22 protein-coding genes are annotated in these 23,000 nt (G+C 73.7%); 13 read left to right on the top strand and 9 right to left on the bottom strand.

The window, feature by feature from the left end:
- The first annotated feature begins 167 nt into the window (after nucleotides 1-167).
- Complete coding sequence (locus QP089_RS41755) at nucleotides 168-1,091, top strand: NERD domain-containing protein (RefSeq protein WP_285919943.1); 924 nt, start codon at nucleotides 168-170, stop codon at nucleotides 1,089-1,091.
- Nucleotides 1,092-1,204: 113 nt separating this feature from the next.
- Here QP089_RS41755 and QP089_RS41750 read toward each other — a convergent pair whose 3' ends face one another.
- The 4 genes from QP089_RS41750 to QP089_RS41735 form a co-directional block, all read right to left on the bottom strand.
- Nucleotides 1,205-1,582, bottom strand: a complete 378-nt coding sequence (locus QP089_RS41750; RefSeq protein WP_285919961.1) for a hypothetical protein — start codon at nucleotides 1,580-1,582, stop codon at nucleotides 1,205-1,207.
- A gap of 100 nt (nucleotides 1,583-1,682) precedes the next feature.
- Nucleotides 1,683-2,045, bottom strand: a complete 363-nt coding sequence (locus QP089_RS41745; RefSeq protein WP_285919941.1) for a hypothetical protein — start codon at nucleotides 2,043-2,045, stop codon at nucleotides 1,683-1,685.
- A 73-nt stretch (nucleotides 2,046-2,118) separates the two neighbouring features.
- Nucleotides 2,119-3,102 (bottom strand): GlxA family transcriptional regulator, encoded by a 984-nt coding sequence (locus tag QP089_RS41740; RefSeq protein ID WP_285919939.1) that lies wholly within the window; start codon nucleotides 3,100-3,102, stop codon nucleotides 2,119-2,121.
- A 71-nt stretch (nucleotides 3,103-3,173) separates the two neighbouring features.
- Nucleotides 3,174-4,040: an alpha/beta fold hydrolase gene (locus QP089_RS41735; protein ID WP_285919938.1), complete on the bottom strand. Its 867-nt coding sequence runs from the start codon at nucleotides 4,038-4,040 to the stop codon at nucleotides 3,174-3,176.
- Nucleotides 4,041-4,208: 168 nt separating this feature from the next.
- Here QP089_RS41735 and QP089_RS41730 point away from each other — a divergent pair, with 168 nt between their 5' ends.
- Nucleotides 4,209-4,940 carry a histidine phosphatase family protein gene (locus tag QP089_RS41730; RefSeq protein ID WP_285919937.1) on the top strand — a complete coding sequence of 244 codons (732 nt, stop codon included), beginning with the start codon at nucleotides 4,209-4,211 and terminating at the stop codon, nucleotides 4,938-4,940.
- A gap of 16 nt (nucleotides 4,941-4,956) precedes the next feature.
- Here the strand turns inward: QP089_RS41730 and QP089_RS41725 are convergent, their stop codons facing one another.
- Entirely contained in the window at nucleotides 4,957-6,387 is a 1,431-nt protein-coding gene (locus QP089_RS41725; protein ID WP_285919935.1) for a GAF domain-containing protein, read from the bottom strand.
- Nucleotides 6,388-6,675: 288 nt separating this feature from the next.
- Between QP089_RS41725 and QP089_RS41720 the strand changes: the two genes are divergently transcribed.
- The 4 genes from QP089_RS41720 (at nucleotide 6,676) to QP089_RS41705 (ending at nucleotide 10,110) form a co-directional block, all read left to right on the top strand.
- Nucleotides 6,676-7,002 carry a hypothetical protein gene (locus QP089_RS41720; protein ID WP_285919933.1) on the top strand — a complete coding sequence of 109 codons (327 nt, stop codon included), beginning with the start codon at nucleotides 6,676-6,678 and terminating at the stop codon, nucleotides 7,000-7,002.
- A gap of 39 nt (nucleotides 7,003-7,041) precedes the next feature.
- On the top strand, nucleotides 7,042-7,671 hold the full coding sequence (locus QP089_RS41715; RefSeq protein ID WP_285919931.1) for a hypothetical protein: 630 nt from the start codon (nucleotides 7,042-7,044) through the stop codon (nucleotides 7,669-7,671).
- Nucleotides 7,672-7,741: 70 nt separating this feature from the next.
- Nucleotides 7,742-8,791, top strand: a complete 1,050-nt coding sequence (locus tag QP089_RS41710) for a threonine aldolase family protein (protein ID WP_285919929.1) — start codon at nucleotides 7,742-7,744, stop codon at nucleotides 8,789-8,791.
- A gap of 125 nt (nucleotides 8,792-8,916) precedes the next feature.
- The gene (locus QP089_RS41705; protein ID WP_285919927.1) at nucleotides 8,917-10,110 is read left to right on the top strand and encodes a lipid-transfer protein; all 1,194 of its coding nucleotides are present in this window, start codon (nucleotides 8,917-8,919) and stop codon (nucleotides 10,108-10,110) included.
- A gap of 66 nt (nucleotides 10,111-10,176) precedes the next feature.
- Here QP089_RS41705 and QP089_RS41700 read toward each other — a convergent pair whose 3' ends face one another.
- Nucleotides 10,177-11,823: an amidohydrolase gene (locus QP089_RS41700; protein ID WP_285919925.1), complete on the bottom strand. Its 1,647-nt coding sequence runs from the start codon at nucleotides 11,821-11,823 to the stop codon at nucleotides 10,177-10,179.
- Between the two features lie 227 nt (nucleotides 11,824-12,050).
- Here QP089_RS41700 and QP089_RS41695 point away from each other — a divergent pair, with 227 nt between their 5' ends.
- The gene (locus tag QP089_RS41695) at nucleotides 12,051-12,785 is read left to right on the top strand and encodes a TetR/AcrR family transcriptional regulator (protein ID WP_285919924.1); all 735 of its coding nucleotides are present in this window, start codon (nucleotides 12,051-12,053) and stop codon (nucleotides 12,783-12,785) included.
- On the opposite strand, the gene QP089_RS41690 is transcribed toward QP089_RS41695, so the two are convergent.
- Complete coding sequence (locus tag QP089_RS41690; protein ID WP_285919922.1) at nucleotides 12,760-13,764, bottom strand: MCE family protein; 1,005 nt, start codon at nucleotides 13,762-13,764, stop codon at nucleotides 12,760-12,762. The genes QP089_RS41695 and QP089_RS41690 overlap by 26 nt on opposite strands.
- A gap of 198 nt (nucleotides 13,765-13,962) precedes the next feature.
- On the opposite strand from QP089_RS41690, the gene QP089_RS41685 reads away from it, so the two are divergent.
- Nucleotides 13,963-14,886: an oxygenase MpaB family protein gene (locus tag QP089_RS41685; RefSeq protein WP_285919920.1), complete on the top strand. Its 924-nt coding sequence runs from the start codon at nucleotides 13,963-13,965 to the stop codon at nucleotides 14,884-14,886.
- On the opposite strand, the gene QP089_RS41680 is transcribed toward QP089_RS41685, so the two are convergent.
- The gene (locus QP089_RS41680) at nucleotides 14,883-16,037 is read right to left on the bottom strand and encodes an aminotransferase class I/II-fold pyridoxal phosphate-dependent enzyme (protein ID WP_285919918.1); all 1,155 of its coding nucleotides are present in this window, start codon (nucleotides 16,035-16,037) and stop codon (nucleotides 14,883-14,885) included. The genes QP089_RS41685 and QP089_RS41680 overlap by 4 nt on opposite strands.
- 150 nt (nucleotides 16,038-16,187) lie before the next feature.
- Between QP089_RS41680 and QP089_RS41675 the strand changes: the two genes are divergently transcribed.
- The 3 genes from QP089_RS41675 (at nucleotide 16,188) to QP089_RS41665 (ending at nucleotide 19,328) form a co-directional block, all read left to right on the top strand.
- Nucleotides 16,188-16,778 carry a TIGR03086 family metal-binding protein gene (locus QP089_RS41675; RefSeq protein WP_285919917.1) on the top strand — a complete coding sequence of 197 codons (591 nt, stop codon included), beginning with the start codon at nucleotides 16,188-16,190 and terminating at the stop codon, nucleotides 16,776-16,778.
- Nucleotides 16,779-16,881: 103 nt separating this feature from the next.
- On the top strand, nucleotides 16,882-17,877 hold the full coding sequence (locus QP089_RS41670; RefSeq protein ID WP_285919915.1) for a lysylphosphatidylglycerol synthase transmembrane domain-containing protein: 996 nt from the start codon (nucleotides 16,882-16,884) through the stop codon (nucleotides 17,875-17,877).
- Nucleotides 17,878-18,161: 284 nt separating this feature from the next.
- Nucleotides 18,162-19,328 carry a Cmx/CmrA family chloramphenicol efflux MFS transporter gene (locus QP089_RS41665; protein ID WP_285919912.1) on the top strand — a complete coding sequence of 389 codons (1,167 nt, stop codon included), beginning with the start codon at nucleotides 18,162-18,164 and terminating at the stop codon, nucleotides 19,326-19,328.
- On the opposite strand, the gene QP089_RS41660 is transcribed toward QP089_RS41665, so the two are convergent.
- Nucleotides 19,288-20,103: an SGNH/GDSL hydrolase family protein gene (locus QP089_RS41660; RefSeq protein ID WP_285919910.1), complete on the bottom strand. Its 816-nt coding sequence runs from the start codon at nucleotides 20,101-20,103 to the stop codon at nucleotides 19,288-19,290. The genes QP089_RS41665 and QP089_RS41660 overlap by 41 nt on opposite strands.
- A gap of 349 nt (nucleotides 20,104-20,452) precedes the next feature.
- Between QP089_RS41660 and QP089_RS41655 the strand changes: the two genes are divergently transcribed.
- Together QP089_RS41655 and QP089_RS41650 are read left to right on the top strand one after the other, a co-directional pair.
- Nucleotides 20,453-20,809 carry a nucleotide pyrophosphohydrolase gene (locus QP089_RS41655; RefSeq protein ID WP_285919908.1) on the top strand — a complete coding sequence of 119 codons (357 nt, stop codon included), beginning with the start codon at nucleotides 20,453-20,455 and terminating at the stop codon, nucleotides 20,807-20,809.
- A gap of 239 nt (nucleotides 20,810-21,048) precedes the next feature.
- Complete coding sequence (locus QP089_RS41650) at nucleotides 21,049-22,977, top strand: DNA/RNA helicase domain-containing protein (RefSeq protein WP_285919906.1); 1,929 nt, start codon at nucleotides 21,049-21,051, stop codon at nucleotides 22,975-22,977.
- The last annotated feature ends 23 nt before the right edge of the window (nucleotides 22,978-23,000 follow it).

The raw sequence follows: 23,000 nt of genomic DNA, 5'->3' as shown, positions 1-23,000 counted from the left end.
TCTCGCCAGGAATCGGCGGCCCAACCCCCGCGAAAGACCAGGTAAGCAATGCTACGGGTTCGCGTGGTTGCTTTGCCGTTTGGTTTCCCTCACCGTGCCACGTGTGGCGACAATCGGCGGGCTATCGCCATAATGAGGTCGTCGTCGCAGGTGCTGGAGGTTGGCTGATGCTCGGCGAGTCCATCTATATCCGCGGCCGCGAGGCGTTCACCGGCGGTTCGCCCCAGGCGGTTTACGAGGAGCTGTGGCAGCGTGGCCGAAAGGCCCGGTTGCGGACGCGCGCATTTCTGGCCGTCGCGACGCTGCTGCTGTGCGGGATGCTGGTGAACCCCGTTTTCGGAGTCGTGATGGCCGTGCTGGTGGCGTCCGCGGACGCGCTGGTGCATTGGCGCCTGTACAACGCCTCCCGGGTGTGGCGGCGCGGCCGGCGCGGCGTCGAGCGGATGGACCGGACGCTGCGGCTGACGCTGGAGCGGCGCGGCCACCGGGTGCTGCACGGCCGGGTCGTGCCCGGGCACGAGGCCGCCGACGAGCTGGTCGTCGGGCCCGGCGGGGTGTGGCTGGTGCACAACGAGGCGTGGGCGCCGGACGCCGAGATCGACCGGCACGGCGGGCGGCTGTTCGTCAACGGCCGCACCCAGTCCAGGCTGGTGGGCGGGCTGACGGCGCGGGCCGACGCGGCCGGCCGGCTGATCTCCGAGCGGTACGGCGCGCCGGTCACGGTGACGCCGGTGCTGGCCGTGCACGGCGGCAAGCTGGCCCGGGCGCCGTTCACCGCCGACGGGATCGTGTTCGCGCCGCCGCTGCGGCTGATCCGCTGGATGCGCCGCAACCCGTCCGCCGACCGCTCCCCCGAGGAGGTCGAGGCGATCGCGCGGGCCGCCGTCCACGCCCTGCCGATCGGGGGCCGCACCATGACCGACCCACCCCCGGCGCCGGCCCCGGTCGTCAAGAAGCCGGCGCCGGTCGCCGAGGAGCCGGCGGCCTCCGCCCCGCTGACGGCCGACCCGTCCCCCGGCCTGATCGCCGAGGAGAGCGGCGCGCGGGAGGCCGAGGCCGGCGAGGGCGGTGCGGTCACCACGGCGGCGTGATGGCGCGCCCCCGAAGACCGATGGTCGTCATGGAGACGGGTGAGCGCCGCGCGCCCGCCGGGACCGGCGCGGGACCGGCGGGCGTGTGGTCAACCCCGTCCGCGCGGGACGGATCAGCCGTCCGCCGGGCGTGCGCGGCGGGCGGTGCGGCGCAGCCACAGCAGCCCGATCACCGGCAGCACCAGCGGGACGAACCCGTACCCTTCGCCGTATCCGGACCAGACCGTGGCGTCCGGGAACGCCGCGCGGTCGACCAGGCTCAGCGTGCCGATCGCCAGGACGCCGGCCAGCTCCACCGAGCAGGCCGCGACGGCGACCCGGAACGAGGTCCGGCCGCCGCGGGCCAGCGCGACCGTCGCCAGGACGTAGACGGCGGCGGCGAACGCCGACAGCGTGTAGGCCAGCGGCGCGTCGGAGAACTTGGTGCCGATCTGCACGCCCGCGCGCGCACCGGCCGCGAGCGCGAAGATCGCGTAGACGGCGACCAGCAGCCGGCCGGGACCGCTGCCGGTCCCCGTGCGGACGCGCTCGCCGCGGCCGGGGCGGCCGGGGCGGGCGGCGGCCGGTTCGCCGGTGACGCCGGTGTCGGGCTCAGGCACTGCCGCTCCACAGCTGGTTCATTCGGACGATCATGACGGCGACGGCGACGCCGGCGACCACGAGCACCGCCGACCCCCAGCGGGTCCGCTCCAGCAGCCCCCAGCCGGCGCCCGCCGGCGGGATCAGCAGGACGGCCAGCAGGTAGCCGATGAACGTGGCGGGGTGCTTCGGCCCCTCGTCGCCCGACAGCTTGACGAACCCGACCACCGCCTGCGCGATCAGCAGCACCTCCAGGACCCCGAGACCGATCAGGTCGGGCAGGCCCATCGCGCGCCCGCGCAGCGCCGTCACCAGCGCGTACCCGGCGATGATCAGCGCCACCACGATGATCGCGGTGGCCAGGGCGGTCGTCACGCACACGAGAGTACTACCGGCTGTAGAGCAACCGCGATCCGGTCGCCCGGGGCCGTCGGGGGGCGGGGCGCGGTCAGGCCGGGGCGCTGGTCGAGAAGTGCCGCCGGTAGCGCTCCGGGGTGGTGGACAGGTGGCGGGAGAAGACCCGGTGCAGCGTCTCGCCGTGCTTGTAGCCGACCATCCTGGCGATGGCGCCGACGGTCAGGTCCGAGGTCTCCAGCAGGCGCCGGGCGGCCTCGACGCGCAGGCCCTCCACGAAGGCGGCGGGCGTGCCGCCGGTCTCCGCGCGGAAGGCGCGGGCGAAGCTCCGCTCGCTCATGCCGGCCCGCCGGGCGAGCTCGGCCACGCTCAGGTCCTCGGTGAGATGGTCGGGCAGCCACTGCTGCACGGCGCGGATAGCCGGGGTCCGCGCGGGCTGGGCGCGCAGCTGCGCGCTGAACTGCGCCTGGCCGCCGCCGCGCCGGGTGAAGACGACGAACCAGCGGGCGATCGTCTGCGCCACCTCGCTGCCGTGGTCGTCCTCGACGAGGGCCAGGGCCAGGTCGATGCCGGCGGTGACCCCGGCCGAGGTCCACCGGTCGCGGTCGCGCACGTAGATGCGGTCGGGTTCGACGAGCACGCGCGGGTAGCGCTCGGCGAGCAGCCGGGTCGCGTCCCAGTGCGTCGTCGCGCGGTGGCCGTCGAGCAGCCCCGCCGCGGCGAGCAGCAGCGAGCCGGCGCAGACCGCGGCCACGCGGCGCGAGCGCCGGGCGAGCGCCGGCAGCTCCCGGACGACCTCGGCGGACACCGCCGGCTCGAAGACCCCCCTGCCGCCGACCACGATCATCGTGTCGATCTCCTCGCCGCCGGACGCGATCTCCCGCAGCGAGTGCCCGACCTGGACGGGCAGGCCCCCGTCGGTGGTGACGACGCCGCCGCGCGGCGACGCCGTCAGCAGGCGGTAGGCGGTGGTCCCGGTCGCGGCGTTGGCCGCGCCGATGACGTCCATGGGACCGGCCAGCTCGATCAGCTGGATGCCGTCGTAGACGACGAGGACGACGGTGCGAGGCGCGGACACGCCTCCATCATGACCGCGACCGGGTGGCGTTCCGACCGTGAAGGGCCCGCTCCGGCGTGCTGCCGGGCCGTTCATCCGGCCTGGCGCAGCGGCCTGCCGGCGTGCTCGCGCAGGAACGGGACGATCAGCTCGGCGACCCGGCCGGCGGACTGCGCGTGCGGGTAGTGCCCGCCGCCGACGACGGCGGCCTCGCCGATGCCGTCAGGCATGGCGGCGGCGACCGCCTCGCCCTCGGCGCGCGGGTCCGCGAAGTCCGGGTCCTCCGCGCCCATGATCACCAGTGCGGGGCACCGCACTCCGGGCAGGTGCGCCTCGGCGTCGGCCGGGGTGGTCGTGCCGGCCTTCATGAACTCCCGCCAGCGGCCGGGCCGCCGCAGCGCCGCCATCAGGGCCTCGATGTGGCGGCGGTCGTCGTCGGTCGCGCCGGGATGGGCGACGTTCAGGTAGCTGCGCCACATCCGCGGGGACCTCAGCACCAGCGTCCCCATCAGCCGCGCCATGCCCCGGCGGTAGAGCCGGACGGTGAAGAGCGCGCCGGCGTCGAGCCGCTGTTTCCTGGTGAAGGGGTTGATCTCGACGACGGCGGCGACCAGCTCCGGTGCCCGTGCGGCGGCGATGGTGGCGGCGCCGCCGGACAGGGAGTGCCCGACGATGACGGCGGGTCCGCCGAAGTGCCGGACGACCCCGAGCAGGTCCTCGGCCACGTCCGTCCGGCTGATGGCCGCTTTGCCGGTGACCGACGGCCAGTCGACGCTGGACTCGCCGTGCCCGCGCATGTCCATGTTCACCACCCGGTAGCCGGCGCCGGCCAGCAACGGCGCGAGGTGGCGGTAGTCGCCGCGTCCGGTGCCCATGCCGTGCGAGAGCACCACCAGCGGTCCCTCACCGATCACGTCGCAGGCGATCCGCCCGCCGTCGAGAGTCACGAATTCCGTCATCTGCGTGCCTTCCGTGCGTTCCGTCCCCGGTCAGGGTCGATTGAACGCCGGACGACCGGCCGCGCGGGGCCGCTAGGCAGGACCGGTCAGACGACCAGCCGATCCGGTCAGAGCCTGACCCGGCCGGCACCGGCGGCGCGGTCCGCGCAGCGGGCGGGCCATGGCAGCATGGCGATCGTGAATTCGCTGCAGTGGCTCAACCTGACCCGGCACGGTGAGAGCACCGGCAACCTCGCCTACCAGGCGGTGCAGGGCACCGACGCCGAGGAGACGGGGATCCGCGAACGCGACGCGGACACCCCGCTGTCGGAGCTCGGCCGGGCCCAGGCGGCGGCGCTGGGCCGCTGGCTGGCCGCCCTGCCCGAGGACGAGCGGCCGACGCTGGTCGCGGTCTCCCCCTACCTGCGGACCCTCGACACCGCCCGCATCGCGCTCGCCCAGACCTCCTACGCCCACCCGCAGGACCCGAACGGGCTGCGGATGAAGGTGGACGAGCGGATCCGCGACCGCGAGCAGGGCATCCTGCAGGGCCTGACCTGGATCGGGGTGCAGCGCCGGTACCCCGACGAGGCCGCCCGGCTGCAGCGCCTCGGCAAGTTCTACTACCGGCCGCCCGGCGGGGAGTCGTGGGCGGACCTGGCGCTGCGGCTGCGCAGCTTCTACCGCGACCTGGAGGCCGACGCCCCCGGCGGCCGCGCCCTGGTGGTGACGCACGACGCGATCGTGGTGATGACCCGCTACCTGGTGGAGGACCTGTCGGAGAAGCAGGTCCTGGAGGTGGAGAAGGAGCCGGTCGCGAACGCGTCGATGACGCGCTGGCGGCACGACGGCGGCGGGCTGCGCGCCGTCTGCTACAACGAGTGCGGGCACCTGATCAACGCCGGCGTCGGCTCCCCCTGACCGGCAGAAGTACTGATCAGGCGTCGCCGTTCAGCAGGCGGGCGCGGCGGGTGGCGACGGCGGGCAGGCGCGGGTCGTCCTGCGGCAGCACGTCGGCGAGCCGTTCCAGCGCCTCCAGGTCGGTGCGGCCCTGCTCGGTCTGGGCGTAGGTCCACAGCGCGTCGGCGCCGCCCCGGTCGAGCGCGGACCGGCGGATCCGCACCGCCAGCTCGTCGCGTTCGGCGCGCACCGCGGGCGCGTCGGAGCGGGGCAGCAGCTCGCCGTCGTAGAGCCGGACGGCGGCGGCGACGTCGCCCTCGTCCAGCAGCCGCCGGACGGTGAGGAAGTCGGCGTCGATCGCGCAGTCCAGCCGGTACGGCTTGGCGCGCACGAGCCCGCCGAGCTGGGCGCGCAGCCGGTGGATCTCGGCGCGGACGGTCACCGGGCTGCCCTCGTCGCCGTACAGGTGCCACGACAGCCGGTCGCCGCTGAGCCCCTCGGGGTGCAGCGCGAGCAGCGCGAGGATCTCCGCGTGCCGCAGCGTCAGCGGCAGGTGCGCGCCGTCGAGCCGCGCGGACGGCTGGTCGGTGCCGAGCAGCGACAGGGTGAGCAGCGGCCGCCCGTCCCCGCCGGACCGCCCGCCGGCGCCGGGTCCCGCCCCGGGCGCGGCGCCCGAGGGCGGGCGCAGCAGGTACACCTCGCCGAGCGGTTCGGCGACCGCGAGGCGGCCGTCGGGCAGCGTGACGGCGCCGCCCTCGGAGGGGACGACGAGCCGCCGGCCGCGCCAGTCCTCGCGTCCGGCGGCCAGGATCCGGCCGGTCGCGGTGACCAGCACCCCGGCGCCGCGCAGGTGCCGCAGGAACCGCTCGCGCAGCCGCTCGTCGCGCCGCCGCATGTCGACCTCCAGCCGGGACTCGGCGAGCCGGGCGGCGGCGGCGACCAGCGCGACGGTCGCGGGGTGCAGCTTCTCCACGGTGGCGCTGACGTCGATGCAGCCGATGACCCGGCCGCTGTCGGGGTCGGTGATCGGCGCGCCGGCGCAGGACCAGCGGTGCAGGACGTGCGCGACGTGCTCGGTGGCGTAGACGTACTCGGCGCGGCCGGTGGCGAGGGCGGTGCCGATGCCGTTGGTGCCGACGGCGCCCTCCGCCCAGCAGAAGCCCTCCATCAGCCCGATCCGCTCGGCCTCGCGGCGGATGGCGGGCGGCCCCTGCGTCCACAGCGCGTGCCCCGCCTCGTCGGTGATCACCATCAGGTGCTCGGTCTCGTCGGCGACGCCGTGCAGCAGGTCGCGCAGCAGCGGCAGGTGCGGGTCGAGCGGATGGGCGCCGCGGGCGTCGGCGACGGTGTCGCGGTCGAACACCAGCGGCGCCGCCGCAACGGCGGCGTCCACCCCGGCGTCGCGGGAGCGGCGCCACGACTCGGCGATCGGCGGGCGTGCGGCGACCGCCGGGTTCTGCACCACCATCAGCGCCTTTCCCCTGGGAGAACAACCTCGACGGCTTTGAGGATCGGCCCATCGGGCGGGCCTTGCAACCGGTTCGCGGGAACCGGGGCGGGCCGCTTCCGGCACGGTGCGTGATCAGCCGGTCGCAACGTGCATGCAACGTCGGGGCGCCTAACGTTCCGAGCGCTGGGAGCCAGGGCCATCCTGTGGGCCCCGCCGTCCCGAGCGCGTCCGGGGGGAATGCGCACGGGACGGCAGGGGCTGGGCCCGTGCGCGCGGCTCCCGCGCATGAGGGGGGAATGGAGACCAATGCTCTGCCTGACGTGTCACCGCGTCCGCCCGGCGCTCGACCGGGCGGACTACACCGCCGACCGCGCCCTGCTCATCGTCCGCCGCGGGCTGTGCGCGTGCGGTGCCCCGCCGGCGCGCGCGGGCCGCCGCCGCCGGCCCGCGAACGCGCCCGGCACCCCGTCCGGCGCTCCACCCGGCAGCGCGTCCGGCAGCGCATCCGGGAGCGCGTCCGGGAGCGCGTCCGGCGCCGCGTCCGCCGCGCCGCCGGGAAAACCGTCCGGTACCGGCCCCGATCCGGCCAACAACCCGGACGGTTCACCACCCGTTTCCCGGCGGTTCGCCTAGAGTTGAGGGGAATCCATTCGACAGCCCCTGGGGGGAGCCATGACCGTGATCCCGGGTCTCGTCCGCCGCGCCGCCGCCGAGGCGGAGCACCGGCTGCGCGCCGGTGCGGGTCTGCTCGTCAGACTGGGCCGGGACCTGGAACGGTCGGCGGAACTGGAACGGTTCCTGCCCTCCTACGGGGAGCGGGTGCGCCGCCTGGAGGACACCGTCCAGGCACAGGACACGGCGCTGCGCACCCGCGACGCGGAGCTGACCGGGCTGCGCGCCGAGCTGGACTCGCTGGTCGCGCAGCTGAACGACCGGCTGCTGCCGCGCATCGACGAGCGGATGGACGACACCGAGCGCGACCTGGCCGCCGTCGCCACCAGCCTGGTCCGCACCGGCCGCGACACCGCCGGGCACCGCTCCCGGCTGGAGGCGGCCGAGCGGCGGATCGGCGACCTGCGCGCCAAGCTCGCGCAGCTGGAGCAGCAGGCGGCCCTGTGGCGGGACCTGCAGGCGACGATGGCGCGGCTCGGCGAGGACGTCGACGCGCTGCGCGCCCGGACGGCGCTGCGCGCGGCGGCCGAGCCGGCCGCCGCCGAACCCGCCGTCGCCCCTGCGGTCGCTCCCGCGGTCGCGCCCGTGACGCCGGTCGTCACCGAACGCATCACCGACCGTCCCGCCTGACCCGGCCGGTCGCCGGGCCGTCCCCGGTGGGCGGGTCGGAAGCGTTCCGGGCCTTCGGGACAATGGGGGCATGACCTTCGCCATTCCCGACCCCAAGCGCGGCTTCGCGAGCGACAACCAGGCCGGCATCCACCCGGAGATCCTCGCGGCGCTCGCCGCGGTGAACGAGGGCCATCAGCCCGCCTACGGAGACGACGCCGTGACGGCGCGGCTGCGCGAGGTCGTCCGGGGGCACTTCGGCGCGGCGGCGGAGGTGTTCCCGGTGTTCAACGGCACGGGCGCGAACGTGGTGTCGCTGCAGGCGATGTCGCAGCCGTGGAGCGCGGTCGTGTGCCCGGAGTCGGCGCACATCAACACCGACGAGTGCGGCGCGGCGGAGAAGATCGCCGGGCTCAAGCTGATCACGGTGCCGGCGCCGGACGGGAAGCTCACGCCCGAGCTGGTCGAGCGGTACGCGACCGGGTTCGGCAACATCCAGCGCCGCCAGCCGTCGGCGGTGTCGATCACGCAGAGCACCGAGCTCGGCACCGTCTACACCCCCGAGGAGGTCGCGGCGGTGGCCGCCGCGGCGCACGAGCGGGGCCTCGGCGTGCACATGGACGGCGCCCGGATCGCCAACGCCGCCGCCGCGCTCGGCGTGCCGATGCGCGCGTTCACCACCGACGCGGGCGTGGACGTCCTGTCGTTCGGCGGCACCAAGAACGGGCTGCTGCTGGGCGAGGCCGTCGTCGTGCTGAACCCGGACGCGGTGAACGGACTGGTGTACCTGCGCAAGTCGAGCATGCAGCTGGCGTCGAAGATGCGGTACGTGTCGGCCCAGCTCGTCGCGCTGCTGGACGGGGACCTGTGGCTGCGCAACGCCGCCCACGCCAACGCGATGGCCCGCCGGCTCGCGGACGCGGCGGGCGCGCTGCCCGGCGTGCGGATCACCCAGGACGTGCAGGCCAACACGGTGTTCGCGATCGTCCCGAAGGACGCGGCGGAGCGGTTGCGCAAGCGGTTCGCCTTCTACACCTGGGACGAGCGGACGGGCGAGGTCCGCTGGGTGTGCTCGTTCGATACGACCGAGCAGGACGTGGACGCGTTCGCCGCGGCTCTCGCCGAGGAGCTGTCCGGCTGACCTGCGGGGCGTACCGCGGGCGGACCGCAGGCGTCCCGATCATCGGGAGCCAAGCGAACGCTTCGTCGGCCGCCGGCGTTATCGTGGATCCGAACAGGATTCGGTATCAGGAGGCGAGCCCGAAGATGACCAATCGCACCTTCGTCGTGGGCGTGGGCATGACCAAGTTCGAGAAGCCGGGCTCCCGCGACTGGGACTACCCCGACATGGCCAAGGAGGCCGTCGGCAACGCGCTGCAGGACGCGGGCGTCTCCTACGACACGATCGAGATGGCCTACGCCGGCTCGATGTACGGGTCGATGGGCCAGCGCGCCCTCTACGAGACCGGCATGACCGGCATCCCGGTGATGACGGTCATGAACGCCTGCGCCACCGGGTCCAGCGCCCTGTTCCTCGCCCGCCAGGCCGTCCGCGGCGGGCTCGCCGACTGCGCGCTCGCGCTCGGCATGGAGAAGATGAAGAAGGGCTCGCTCGGCGCGGGCGTCGGCGAGTCCAAGGTCACCATCATCGACCACCACCTGCGCTCGATGACCGCGGGCCGCGAGTGGGAGCTGGACAAGGCGCCGATGCCGCAGATGTTCGGCAACGCCGGCCGCGAGCACATGGAGAAGTACGGCTCCACCCCCGAGCACTACGCGTGGATCGGCTGGAAGAACCACAAGCACTCGGCGAACAACCCGTACGCGCAGTTCCAGACCGAGTACTCCCTCGACGACGTCAAGAACGCGCCGATGATCTTCGACCCGCTGACGAAGCTGCAGTGCTCCCCGACCTCCGACGGCGCCGCCGCCGCGGTCGTGGTCAGCGAGCGGTTCGTCGACGAGCACGGCCTGTGGGACCAGGCGGTCGAGATCGCCGGCCACCACATCGCCACCGACACCCCCGAGAGCTTCGCCGACAACTCCTCCATCCAGGTCGTCGGCTTCGGCGTCTCCCAGCGCGCGGCGAAGAAGGCGATGGACGAGGCGCAGGTGTCCATCGAGGACGTCGACGTCATCGAGCTGCACGACTGCTTCAGCGCCAACGAGCTGATCACCTACGAGGCGCTCGGCATGGCCGGGGTCGGCGAGGGCCACAAGCTCGTCGACGACCAGGCCACCACCTACGGCGGCAAGTGGGTCGTCAACCCGTCCGGCGGCCTGATCTCCAAGGGCCACCCGCTGGGCGCGACGGGCCTCGCCCAGTGCGCCGAGCTGACCTGGCAGCTGCGCGGCAAGGCCGGCAACCGGCAGGTCGAGGGCGCCCGCGTCGCGCTCCAGCACAACATCGGCCTCGGCAGCGCCTGCGCCGTCGCCGTCTACAAGCCCGCCTCCGCCTGACGCCCCACGTTCGGTTGCGTCGAGTCGTCGTTATGGGAGGTCTCGTAACGACGACTCGACGCGGGGTCAGGCGTCCGGGGCGGTGTGGACGCGGGTCCCGTCCACGTAGGTGAGGTGGACGCGGGTGTCGGCGATGGCCGCGGCGGGACCGGCGAACGGGTCGCGGTCCAGCACGACGAGGTCGGCGCGGTTGCCGGGACGCAGGCAGCCGGTGTCGTCCAGGTGGTTCACGTAGGCGGAGCCGGCGGTGTAGGCGGCCAGCGCGGTGGCCAGGTCGAGGGCCTGCTCCGGCAGGAACGGCTTGCCGTCGCCGCCGGGCAGGACGCGGTTGACGGCGACGTGAATCCCCTCGATCGGGTCGGCGCTGCTGACCGGCCAGTCGCTGCCGGCCGCGAGGGTCGTCCCGGCGCGCAGCAGGTCGCCGAACGGGTACTGCCAGGCGGCGCGCTCCAGGCCGAGGAACGGGATGGTCAGCTCGTCCATCTGCGGTTCGTGCGCGGCCCACAGCGGCTGCATGTTCGCGGTCGCGCCGAGCGCGCGGAACCGTCCGATGTCGTCGGGGTGGACGACCTGGAGGTGCGCCAGGTGCGGCCGGGTGTCGCGCCACCCGTTGGCGGCGCGGGCGGCCTCGACGGCGTCGAGCGCCTCGCGGACGGCGCGGTCGCCGAGGGAGTGGAAGTGGACCTGGAAGCCGTGCGCGTCCAGGGCGGTGACGTATCCGGGCAGCGCCTCGGGGTCGACGAAGCTGAGGCCGCTGTTGGCGGTGGCGCAGCCGCACGCGTCGAGGTAGGGGGCGGTCATCGCGGCGGTGAAGTTCTCCGCGACCCCGTCCTGCATGATCTTCACGCTGGTGCAGCGCAGCCGCCCGCAGGTGAGCCGCTCCCGCTTGTCCAGCAGGTCGGGGATCTGCTCGGCGCCCCGGGCCCGCGACCACCACAGCGCGCCGACCACGGTCGCGGTCAGCGACCCGTCCGCGGCGGCCGCCGCGTAGGCGTCGGAGACGTCGGGGTAGCCGTCGGAGCCGGCCACCAACGCGTCCTGCCAGGCGGTGATGCCGAGGCCGTGCAGCAGTTCCTGGGCGCGCAGCAGCCCGGCGATTCGGTCCTCGCGAGTGCGGGCGGGCAGCAGCCGGCCGACGAGGATCATCGCGCCTTCCTGCAGCATGCCGGTGGGGCGTCCCTCGCCGTCGCGCTCGACGCGCCCGTCGGACGGGTCGGGGGTTTCGGCGGTGACCCCGGCGAGCTCCAGCGCCCGGCTGTTGACCCACGCGCCGTGGTGGTCGCGGTTGACCAGGTAGACGGGACGGTCGGGCACGGCCGCATCGAGCGCCTCGCGCGTGGGCGTGCCGCCCTCGAAGCTCTCCATGGACCAGCCGCCCCCGGTGATCCATTCCCGGTCCGGGTGCGCGTCGGCGTAGGCGCGGACGCGCTGCAGGTACTCCTCCGGGTCCACGGTTCCGGTCAGGTCGCACTCGCCGAGTTCGATCCCGCCCATGACGGCGTGCACGTGCGCGTCCTGGAAGCCGGGCAGCAGGAGCCGGCCGCGCAGGTCCACCACCTCGGTACCGGGCCCGGCGAGGTCCTTCACCTCGTCGTGGCCGACGGCGGTGATCCGGCCTCCGGTGACGGCGAGCGAGGTGGCGCGGCTGCGGGCCGGGTCCATGGTCAGGACCGGTCCGCCGGTGAACAGCAGGTCGGCGGGCTGGCGGGTCATGAAGGCGGTCTCCCTCGGACGAGGCGGATCCGGCGCGACGATGCGGCGGGCGGGGCGGGGCTGCGGGACGGCGGTGGCGACAGGACGGGCATTTGCGGCCCGCGACGGCTAACCCGGTTCGCCCAGGTGGGCGGCCGGTGGTCCCATATGAAATAGCGCGTGCGCTTCTGTGGTCAATGGCGTTGTCATAAGGTGGCGGCCGTCCCGCCCGCGCCTCCAGGAGCCCCATGGACCGCACACCCCGGCAGCCCGAGCGCGTCATCGCGGGCAAGCGCCGCCGCCGTCCCACCAAGTCGGGCGTCGTGCTCTCCCACGAGCTGATCGTCGACACCGCGATCCGGCTGCTCAACCAGGGCGGCGACGACGCGCTGACCGTCCGGCGGCTCGGCACCGCGCTCGGCGCCGACCCGTCCTCGATCTACCGCTACTTCCGCGGCACCGACGACCTGGTGCTCGCCGTCGCCGACGAGCTGATCGGCCGCACCCTCGCCGGCACCCGGCCGGGCGGCGGCTGGCGCGAGCGGCTGCGGCTCATCGGCGAGCACCTGCACGCCACCTACGTCGCGCACCCGCGGGTCGCGCTGCTCGCCGCGTCCCGCGTCACCCGCCGGCCCAACGAGATCCGCGCCGTCGAGCGGGGCCTCGGCATCTTCCGCGAGGCCGGGTTCCCGCCCGACCACGCGGCCCGCCACTACCACCAGTTCGTCGACCTGACCCTCGGCTTCGCGGCCCTGGACGCAGCCGCGAACGCCCTGCCGCCCGAGGCCGCAGCCGCCGACCGCGCCGCGTGGACCGCCACCTACGCCCGGCTGGACCCGCGCACCCACCCGCACATCAGCGCGTGCGCCGGCCCGCTCGCGAAGACGATGGTGACCAGCGCCTATCCCGGTGCGCTCGCCCTGTTCCTGGACGGCCTCGAAGCCCGCCTGGCCGAGGTCACGGCGCCTGGCAGAGATCGATGAACGTCGTGCACAGGTTGAGATTGAAGGTGTCCACGCCCCGGCCCAGCAGCGTGCCCTCCGGCCCGGGGACGCGGATCAGCCCGCCGAGCCCGCGGAACAGCCGGTCCAGCACGTCCATCAGCACGGGCAGGTTCCGGTCCTGCCACGCCACCACCTGCACGACGTTCGCGGTCCCGTCGATCAGGTGGCCGATGTTGGCGCCGTGGGCGCGCAGCGTGCCGCCCACCCGGTCCGACAACTCCCCGGCGGCGGCCAGCAGCTGCGACACCTTGTCGGGACGCTGGTAGATCACCGGTGCGAGCCGGTCGAAGTCGCCGGCCGCGCCCGTGATGGCGCCGCCCCGGGCGGCGAGGATCCCCGACACCCCGGTGACGTCGCCGATCAGCCGGCGGATCTCCGGCTCCCGCGCGTGGACGGCGTCGGTGACCGCCGTCCCGTTGACGATCGTCCGGTGCAGCGCGGCCCCCTCGCCGCCCAGGCCGGCCGACAGCGTCCGGACGATGGTGGCGACGTCGGACGGGTCGATCGCGCGGGTGAGGTCGTAGGCGCTGTCGGTGATGCCGGTCAGCTCGCGCGGATCCGACGTCCGGGTGATCTGCGCCCCGTCGGGCAACGCCGGACCGGTGCCGAGGTCGAGGACCAGGTCCTTCGGCCCGAAGACCGAGACGGGCTCGATCGCCGCCCGCGTCGTGGCGGGCACGGCGACGCCGGCATCCACCCGCAGCCCGACGGCGACCCGGCCGTCCCGCCGCAGCCGGACGGTCTCCACGCGCCCGACCGCGATCCCCCGCACCTTGACGTCCGACCTGCCGGGATCCAGGCCCTCCCCGGCGGTGGAGAACACCGCGGTGAACCGGTGCACGCGCCCCGCCGAGGGGCTCCCCGCCACCACCATGGCGGCCGCCGCGACCGCCAGCGCCGCGAACCCGGCCACCGTGTACAGGAAACGGCTGCGCGCGGACAGGTGCTGATCGCTCATGGCGGGGTCCCTTCGTGAGGCCGCCATTGCACCCGCGCGGGCCCCGGACGGGCTATGCGCCGGGCGACGAAGCTTCGCCGGGCGCCTGTGACCCGGCCCACAAAAGTACGCTCACGGAGTATTTGAACATGCGACAAAACTTGACTCTTGTCTCATCGCGCGTACGCTGGCAGTAAGCGTTCACTGGCAGGAGGTGCGATGCCCGCCGCCCCAGCATCCCGCCCCACCGCCCACACCCCCACTCCCCCGCGTCCCCGCGCCGCCACCACCGCCGCCCCGCTCGGCCCCGGCACCCTGCTCTGGCGGCACGCCGCCGACCTGCGCTCCCTGCTCCCCGGCGCCGCCGCGGGCCTGATGCAGCTCCTGCACCCCGCCATCGGCGCCGGCGTCACCGAGCACTCCGCCTTCTTCGACGCCCCCTTCGACCGCATCCACCGGTCCGTCCCGCAGATCTGGGCGACGATCCTCGCCCCCGACGCCGCCGCCCGCGCCCGCGCCGTCCGCGACCTGCACCGCGGCATCGGCGGCGCCGACGAGCGCGCCCGCCGCTACCACGCCCTCGAACCCGAGACGTTCTGGTGGGCGCACGCCACCTTCACCTGGGAGATCTTCAAGGCCGCCGAGCTGTTCCACCCCGGCGCCCTCACCGCCGAGGACCGCGAGCGCATGTACGCCGAGACCGTCACCTGGTACGCCCGCTACGGCGTCAGCATGCGCCCCGTCCCCGCCGACTACGCCGCCTTCCAGTCCGCGTTCTGGCACGTCTGCGCCGAACGCCTCGAACTCACCCCGGCCGCCGCCCGCGCCCTGGAGATCGCCAGGCACGGCTCCGACACCGTCACGCTGCTGCCGGTCGGCGGCCCCCGCCTCGACCGCGCCGGACGCCGCGTCGCCGAACGCCCGCTGCGCCTGATCACCTTCGGCTGCCTGCCCGCCATCGTCCGCGACCGCTTCGACATCCCCTGGACCGCCCTCGACCAGGCGCAGTTCACCGCGCTCGCCATCGCCAACCGGCAGGGCTACCGGATGGTCCCCACCGGCATCAACCACTGGGCCCTGCGCACCATGCTCCGCTACATCGGCGCCCAGACCCGCGCCGACCGCTACCGGCCCGCCGCCTAGGGAGCGGCGAGCGGCGTCCGGACCTGGTCGCCCAGCTCCGCGCAGGCGCCGAGGACCCGCTCCACGTCGTCGTCGGTGAGCCCGGCGTGCACGGCGAGCCGCAGCAGCGTGCGCGCCGCGGGCGCCGGCGAGAACAGCGCGGCGCTGAAGATGTCCCGGCCGGCCAGCCCGTCGCGCAGCCGCACCGCGTCCGCCTCCGCGGCGGTCTCCACCGCGATGATCTGCGTGTCGGCGTCGACCGCGCCGAACCCGAGCGCCGCGAGCCCGCCGCGCAGCCGGCCGGTCGCCGCGCGCACCCGCTCGCGCCGCCAGCCGTCCGCGCGGACGACCTCCAGCGCCGCCCCGAGCCCCGCCACCTCGTGCGGCGGCAGCGCCGGGCCGGACGCCGCCGCGGACGCCCCGGCGAACGCGGGATGGTCGCCGGCGATCAGGCCGGCGCGCGCGCAGAACGCCCTGCCGAGCCCGGCGGTGCGGAAGGCGACCCGGCCCGCCAGGCCCAGCTCGCCCACCAGCCCCTCGCCGCGCGGCCCCCGCACCCCGATCGCGTGCGACTCGTCGACCACCAGCAGGCAGCCGTGCTCCTCGGCGATCTCCACCAGCCCGTTCAGCGGGCACACCGACCCGTCGGTGCCGTAGACGGCGTCGGCGCAGATCACGCCGGGACCGCCCGCCTCGACCCGGCGGCGCAGGTCCGCCAGGTCGTTGTGGCGGAAGCAGACGGTCTCCGCCCCCGCCGCCCGCGCGCCCTCCCACAGCCACAGGTGCGCCAGCTCGTCCAGGTAGACGGGCGTGCCGGGCCCGGCGGCCAGCTGCAGCACGCCGACCCCGGCGTCCCGCCCGGACGGGCACAGCACGCCGTCGCGCGCCCCCAGATGGCGGGCGAACTCCGCGCCGAGCCGGACCTGCGGGTGGTCGGCGGGAAGGCCGCCGCCGCTGCGGGAGCGCTCCCGCACGGCGCGCAGCCCGCCGACCATCGCCTCGGTGACCCGCGGGTGCTCGCCGATGGCCAGGTAGTCGCCGCAGGTCAGCACGATGGCCCGGGTGCCCGGCGGGATCCGGGCCGCCGCCGCGGGCCGGCGCGCCCGGCGGCCTCCGGCGGCACCGCGCAGATGCCTGATGCGCTCGCCCAGTCGCTGGTGGGCGCTGGTCATGGTCGTCACTCTCCCCGGTAGCGGGACGGTCACACATTGTAGTTCTCCCTAATCATAAGGTGAAAACAATCTCTGCCGTGGACCAATCCGGCGGCGGGACGGGAAAATCCCAGACTGGAACAGATCATTCCGTTCTGCTATACTCGTCTCATGAACGCGACCACGATCTCCGGCTGGAACCTCCTCGACACCGCCCACGAGGCCCTGCGCTCCACCGTCCGCGGCATCTCCGCCGCCGACCTCGACCGCCCCACCCCCTGCTCGGAATGGACCGTCGCCCAGGTCCTCCAGCACGCCACCGGAGACCAGCTCGCCTACGCCGCCGCCATCACGGGCGGACCCGGGCCCGACTTCAACCCCTTCGCCCCGTCCGGCACCCTCGACGGCGAGCCGCTCGCCCTCCTCGAACCGGCACTGACCGCCTGCACCGCCGCATGGGCCACGGTGGACCGCGACGCCGCCGAGGCACCCGTCCCCGTCCCGCCCGGCTCCCTCGCCCCATGGCTCGGCGCCGGCGCCGCGGCCCTCGACGCCGCCGTCCACGCCTGGGACATCGCCGCCGCGACCGGCCAGGACTCCCCGCTCACCCCCGGCCTCGCAGGGGAACTGCACAAGGTCGCCACCGAGATCGTCGAGCCGCTGCGCCAGTTCGGCGCGTTCGCCGCCGCGATCGAGGCGCCCGGCGACGAGGTCGCCGACCTGCTGCACTACCTCGGCCGCGACCCCGCCTGGACGGCCTGACCCGCCGGATGCTGGCCGCACGCTCGCAACGTCCGGCCAGCATTCCCTTGCCGGGCGGACGGCCGTCGTACTGCGGCCAACTCGGTGACCGACAACGGACGGTGTGGAGAGCATCGCCGCCGGCGCCCGGCGCGGACCGTCCGCCGACGCCCTCGCGCTGCGACGTACGCGCCGGACGATCCTCGTCGTCTCACTGATCGTCCTCGCCGCCGCCGCGTTCGCACTCCTGCGGCCCGTACCGCTCCGTCCCCTCGCCACCGCCGTCGCCCACGTGCGCTGGGAGTTCCTGCCGGTGCTGCTGATGCTGGCGCTCCTGCACTACGTGTGCGCGGCGGTGGCGCTGCGCAGCGCGTCCGGTCGCCGCCTTCCCTTGGCCCGGACGACGCTGGCGCAGTTCGCCGCGGCCGCCGCCAACCGGGTCACGCTCGGCGGGCTCGGCGCCGCCGCGGTCAACACCCGCTACCTCGTCCGCCACGGCGTCCCGCTGCCGCGCGCGGCGGTCGGAGTGGCGGTCCTGCACGTCAGCGGGACGCCCACCGATCTGCTGCTGGTCGCCGCGGTGCTCGCGCTCGGCGACGGGGACGAGCGGATGATGGACGCACTGGCCGGTCATGCCGTCCGCGTCCTCGACCTCGTCACCTCACTCCCGCTGCTTCTTCTCGCCGGTGCCATGGTCCCGGTCGCCGTGGTGTGGGGGCGCCGGGCCGTCCGTTCCGCCGCGATGAGACGGGCGGCGGAGGGGTTCACCGATCTGTGCCGCCGCCCCCGCGACCTGGCGGTCATGCTCACCGCATCCGCCGCGACCACGTTCGTCCTCGGCATCGCCTTCACCGTCAGCGCGCTGGCGGTGCCCGGCACGGGCGCGGCGCCCGGCGACGCCGTCGCGCTGGTCACGGCCTACCTGCTCGGGGCCTTCGCCGGCGCGGCGGTCCCGGCGCCCGGAGGCATCGGCTCGACGGAGGCCGCACTGGTCGCCACGCTCACCGCCCTGGGCGTCCCCGGCGGCCCGGCGTTGCAGACCGTGCTGGTGTTCCGCGCGACGACCTTCTGGGCGCCGGTTCCGGTCGGACTACTCGCCTGCCGGACGCTGTGCAGGTGAGCGCCTTTACATTGTAGATTTCTCGACGACCGGATCATCCGTCGCGGCGGCCGGACGGTGCTGGTAGCCTCGCGTCCATGTCCGGCCCGGAGGCGAACAGACGCTGACCCCCGGCGCGCCCGGCCCCTCGACGGCCGCCGCGCCGCGGTGCGGGCCGCCCTCCGACGCGATCGCGTCGCCGTGAGGGCCTCCTTTCTCTGCCGCTGCCGTCGTTGACGGCCCTGTCCGCGGCACTGCCCCCACCGATTCAGCGCACCCCTGTTCGCCGTCTCGGGAGTTCCGCCTTGCCTCTCGCCGTCTACGTCCTCGGGCTCGCCGTCTTCGCCCAGGGCACCTCCGAGTTCATGCTGTCGGGCCTGCTGCCCGGCATCGCCGCCGGCCTGCACGTGTCCGTGCCCGCCGCCGGGCTGCTCACCTCCGCCTTCGCCGTGGGCATGGCGGCGGGCGCGCCGTCCATGGCGCTGCTCGCGCGCCGGTGGCCGCGACGCCACGCGCTGCTGGGCTTCCTGTGCGCCTTCGTCGCCGCCCACGTGGTCGGCGCCGTCACCACCAGCTACGCCGTCCTGCTCGCGACCCGCGTCGCCGCGGCCCTCGCCAACGCCGGGTTCTGGGCGGTCGCGCTCGCCGCCGCCGTCGCGCTCGCCCCGCCGGAGGCCCGGGCCCGCGCGACGTCCGTCGTGGTCGGCGGCGTCACCGTCGCCTGCGTCGCAGGCGTCCCCGCCGGCGCGCTGCTCGGCGAGCACTTCGGCTGGCGCTCGGCGTTCTGGGCGGTGGCGCTGGTGTCGCTGCCCGCGGTCGCCGCCATCGCCCGGACGATCCCGGACGACCGCTCCCCCGCGACGAGCGCCGCGGGCGAACTGCGCGTCCTGGCCTCCCGGCCGCTCCTGCTCACCCTGGCGATGAACGCGCTGTTCCAGGGCGCGACGTTCTGCACCTTCACCTATCTCGCGCCGCTGGCGACGCACGTCACCGGTCTCGGCACAGCCTGGGTGCCCGCGCTGCTGGCGCTGTTCGGGCTCGGCTCCTTCGCCGGGGTCACGCTCGGAGGCCGGATCGCCGACGCCCACCCGCGCGTCCTGACCATCGCCGGGATGGCCGCCCTGGGCGCCGGCTGGACGGCCCTCGCGCTCACCGCCGGATCCCCCGCCGCCGCGGTGCCGCTGGTGTTCGTCCAGGGCATGCTCGCGTTCGGCACCGGCCCCGCGCTGATCGCCCGCGTCCTGCACCTGGCCGCGGACGCGCCGACGCTCGCCGGCGGCCTCACCACCGCCGCGTTCAACGTCGGCGCCACGGTCGGCCCGTGGCTCGGCGGCCTGGCGATCGGCGCGGACCTCGGCTACCGCTCCCCCGCCTGGGTGAGCGCCCTGCTCATGGCGGCCGCACTCGCCACCGCGGCGTTCGCGCTGCGGGTCAGGTCTGGGCCTGCAGCGACGCCTTCGCCGACCCGGTGAGCGCGGGCAGGTAGCCCAGCCGGTGCCCCCTGGCGGTCGGGTGGTAGCTGGAGCCGATCGGGATCGTCACCGCGTGCAGCCAGTCGTCGCCGGAGCACAGCTCGTGCCCGGCGAACTCGTCGCGGACGTCCGACCAGGCGAACCCGGCCTGCCCGGCCGCCGCCTTCACGGTGCCGTCGAGGACGTCGGCGGCACCGTTCAGGGCCGTCCGCTTGGCGTTGCTCAGCCCCACGCACACGTTGACGATCTTGTAGAGGTGCGGGTACCCGAGCACCACCACCCTTGCCCCCGGCGCCTTGGCCCGCACCTTGGCGTACAGCGCGTCCAACCGTCCCGGCAGCGTGTTCTTCATGAAGCTCTCCGCGGACGCCACCGCGCTCTGGCACGTCGACGCCGAGTGCAGCACGCACGTCTGCATCACGTCGCTGAACCCCGCGTCGTTCCCCCCGACCGTCATGCTGACCAGCGTCGTCGACGAACTCAACGCGCCGAGCTGCCCCGACGCCACCGTCGCGGTCGTCGCCCCGGAACACGCGGCGAACTTGAACGAGCTCGTCTCATGGGCCGCGGCCCACAGTTCGGGATAGGCGTTCCTGCTGCGGTTGCACGCTCCGCTGGCGGGGTCGTAGTCACCCGCCCCCGTGCCGGACGAGTAGGAATCGCCGAGCGCGACGTAGTTCGCTCCGGCCGCGGACGCGGTACCGGTCCAGGTGATCGTGCCGGCGGCGAAGGCCACCGCACCGAAAGCGGCCAGACAGGGGCGGAAGAGACGCATCTGCCCTCCGGGGGCGCCGAACCGAATTGTGTCCCCCACCACATACCCGCCCACCCATTCCCCCAAGCCCCGACCTGATCAACTTTCTTTTGGCAGAATCCGCCCTTGAAAAGCCAGAGCGACACCATTCGCCCACCCTCACAAAACCGACCCTCGAACCATCGAATCCCACGACTCCCAGACGTCACATCAAACCCACAAGTCTCCATCTGACGCCGTTCCCTGAGATACCGCATATCGGCGGCCATCAAGGCGGAGACCCCCTCCCCCCGGCCACACACCCCTCGCCTGTCAGCCGAACCGAGACAACATCGCCGAACCGAAGCCGCCCGGCCGTACGCTGACTCGAATGACGAGCATCGACCACCTGGCGAAGCGCCTCCGAGCGTTCGCGACCGAACGCGAATGGGGCAGGTTCCACACGCCCAAGAACCTGGCGATGGCACTGGCGGGAGAGGCCGGGGAGCTACTGGCCGAGTTCCAGTGGCTGACCCCCGAGGAGTCTTCGAGGGTCATGGACGACCGCGACACAGGCGCGCGGGTGCGCTCCGAGCTCGCGGACGTCTTCCTCTACACGATCCAGCTGGCCGACAGCCTCGGCGTCGACCTGGTCCAGGCGGCTCACGACAAGATGGAGGAGAACGAGAGCCGCTACGACGTCACCACTTACCGAGGATCTGCCCGAAAAGCGCCTCCACTCCCGTGAATCCCTCACCCCGCGGACACTAGTCGGCCGTTGCGGCGACAGATCAGTCGCATGTCGACGGTATCGAGCACAGATCTGCCACATCCCGGCCCCCACCTCCTGCCCGCGACAGCAGTCCGGAGATTCACGTTTTCGGCAACATATCCGGCGTTATATCGACATCCCGACAGAGAATCTGACATCCTCTCATTCGCGCAGACGACACTGCCGCACGTACTGCTGAAGACGCGGGGAGATCCGTGACGTCACCACTGGAACCGGCATACCGTTCATCCGCCGACAGCCTGTTCAAGGCTCTCAACAACCCGGAATCGGCAGCCGGCAAGGCGTTCGATGACCGCCTCGCGACAGCCCTCCTCAGGGGGCCGGGGCGCAAGGCCACCCCGGCGCAGAAACGTGCGTGGCGCAACAGCCTGAGCGCTCTGGCCGGAGACGTCGTCGATGCCGGGCTCGGTCAAGTCGAGATGCTGGTCGAATACCCCATGCCGCACAAGCCCAGTTCCCAGGCGGACGTCGTCCTGGCCGGCGTCGACAGATATACCGGCGGCGACCTCTTCATCGTCGTCGAACTCAAGCAGTGGAGCCGGGTCGACTTCTTCGAGAACAACGAGAACCGGGTCGTGTGGGACCCTAAATACAAGCCGAAGGAGCACCCCGCTCTGCAGGTGAGCGGCTATTGCGACCAGATCGCGGCCTTCTGCTCGGCGGTCAAGGACCACCCGGACTCGGTTCGCGGAATCGTCTACCTCCACAACATGCCCGGACACGAGGCCGACAAGCTGATCGGGCTCGCGGACGAGAAGAAGATCGGCATCTTCACCCAGTCGGACCGCGGCGACCTGCTCCGCTTCCTCCGGGGCCGCTTCGAGGCCGCATCGGGGGCGAAGGCCGCCGACCGCCTCCTCACCAGCCGCATCGAACCCCGCCGCGACCTGCTCGAGCAGGCGCGCGAGGCGCTGAAGGGCCGCACCGGCTTCAACCTCCTCGACCGTCAGATCGACGCCTACCGGACCGTCCTGCACGCCGTCGACACGGCCTTCCGCGCGAACTCCAAGCGGGTCGTCGTCATCTCGGGCGGCCCCGGAAGCGGCAAGAGCGCCATCGCCCTGGAACTGCTCGCGACGCTGATCCGCCAGGGCCGCCGGGTACGGCACGCGACGGGATCGAGCGCCTTCACCCACACGCTCCGCGCCCACGTCGCCAAGGGGCGCGACCAGGCGAAGCTCTTCACCTTCACCCTCGACTACGCGCAGGCGGCGCAGAACGACATCGACGTGCTGATCGTCGACGAGGCGCACCGGTCGCGCAGCAAGTCCTTCAGCCGCTACGACCCGCGGAAGCGGAGCGACAGGCCGCAGATCGAATCGATGATCAACGCCGCGCGCGTCCCCGTCTTCCTCCTGGACGAGAACCAGACCGTCGCCCCCGAGGAACTCGGGACCCTGACCGCGATCAAGTCGATCGCCCAGGGACTCTCGGTCCCGTTCCAGCACGTCACCCTGAGCGGCCAGTGGCGCTGCGGCGGAAGCGACGAGTACGACCGGTGGGTCCGCGGGCTCCTCGGGCTCGGAGACGAGGAGGGCGAGTGGAACAAGGACGAACTCCCCGAGCCCTGGCCCGGCGACCCGAGCTTCGCCGTCCACCTGGCGGACTCCCCCATGGAAATGGAGGACTTCCTCCGAGCGAGAATGGCGGAGGGCTGGTCGGCGAGGATGACCGCCGGTTTCTGCTGGCCGTGGAGCGAGGCGCAGAGCGACAAGACCCTCGTCCCCGACGTCCGCATCGGGGACTGGGCACGCCCGTGGAATGCGAAATCAACGGCCCGCGTCGGAGAAGCGCCTCCCAAGCAATTGTGGGGCACCGCGAAGGGCGGCTTCGGCCAGATCGGCTGCATCTACACTGCGCAGGGGCTGGAGTTCGACTGGGCAGGCGTCATCATCGGTCCCGATCTCGTGGCGAGGAATGGCAGGTTCGTCACCGAACGGTCCGGCAACCAGGACCCCGCACTCGGCAAGGCGTCGCCCAGAACCCTCACTGACGACAAGTTCGACCAACTCGTCCGCAACATCTACAAGGTGCTTCTCACCCGCGGCCTCCACGGAATCGTCCTCTACGCGGTGGACGCGGAGACCCGGGAGTTCCTCAGGAAACTGATCCCCACCCCCTGAGCGGAGCCGCTCCCCGGTAGGCC

This window comes from Actinomadura opuntiae, assembly GCF_030283205.1.
Taxonomy (GTDB): Bacteria; Actinomycetota; Actinomycetes; order Streptosporangiales; family Streptosporangiaceae; genus Spirillospora.
Note: the sequence above shows the minus strand (reverse complement) of the source record. Positions and strands in the feature narration are given on the sequence as shown.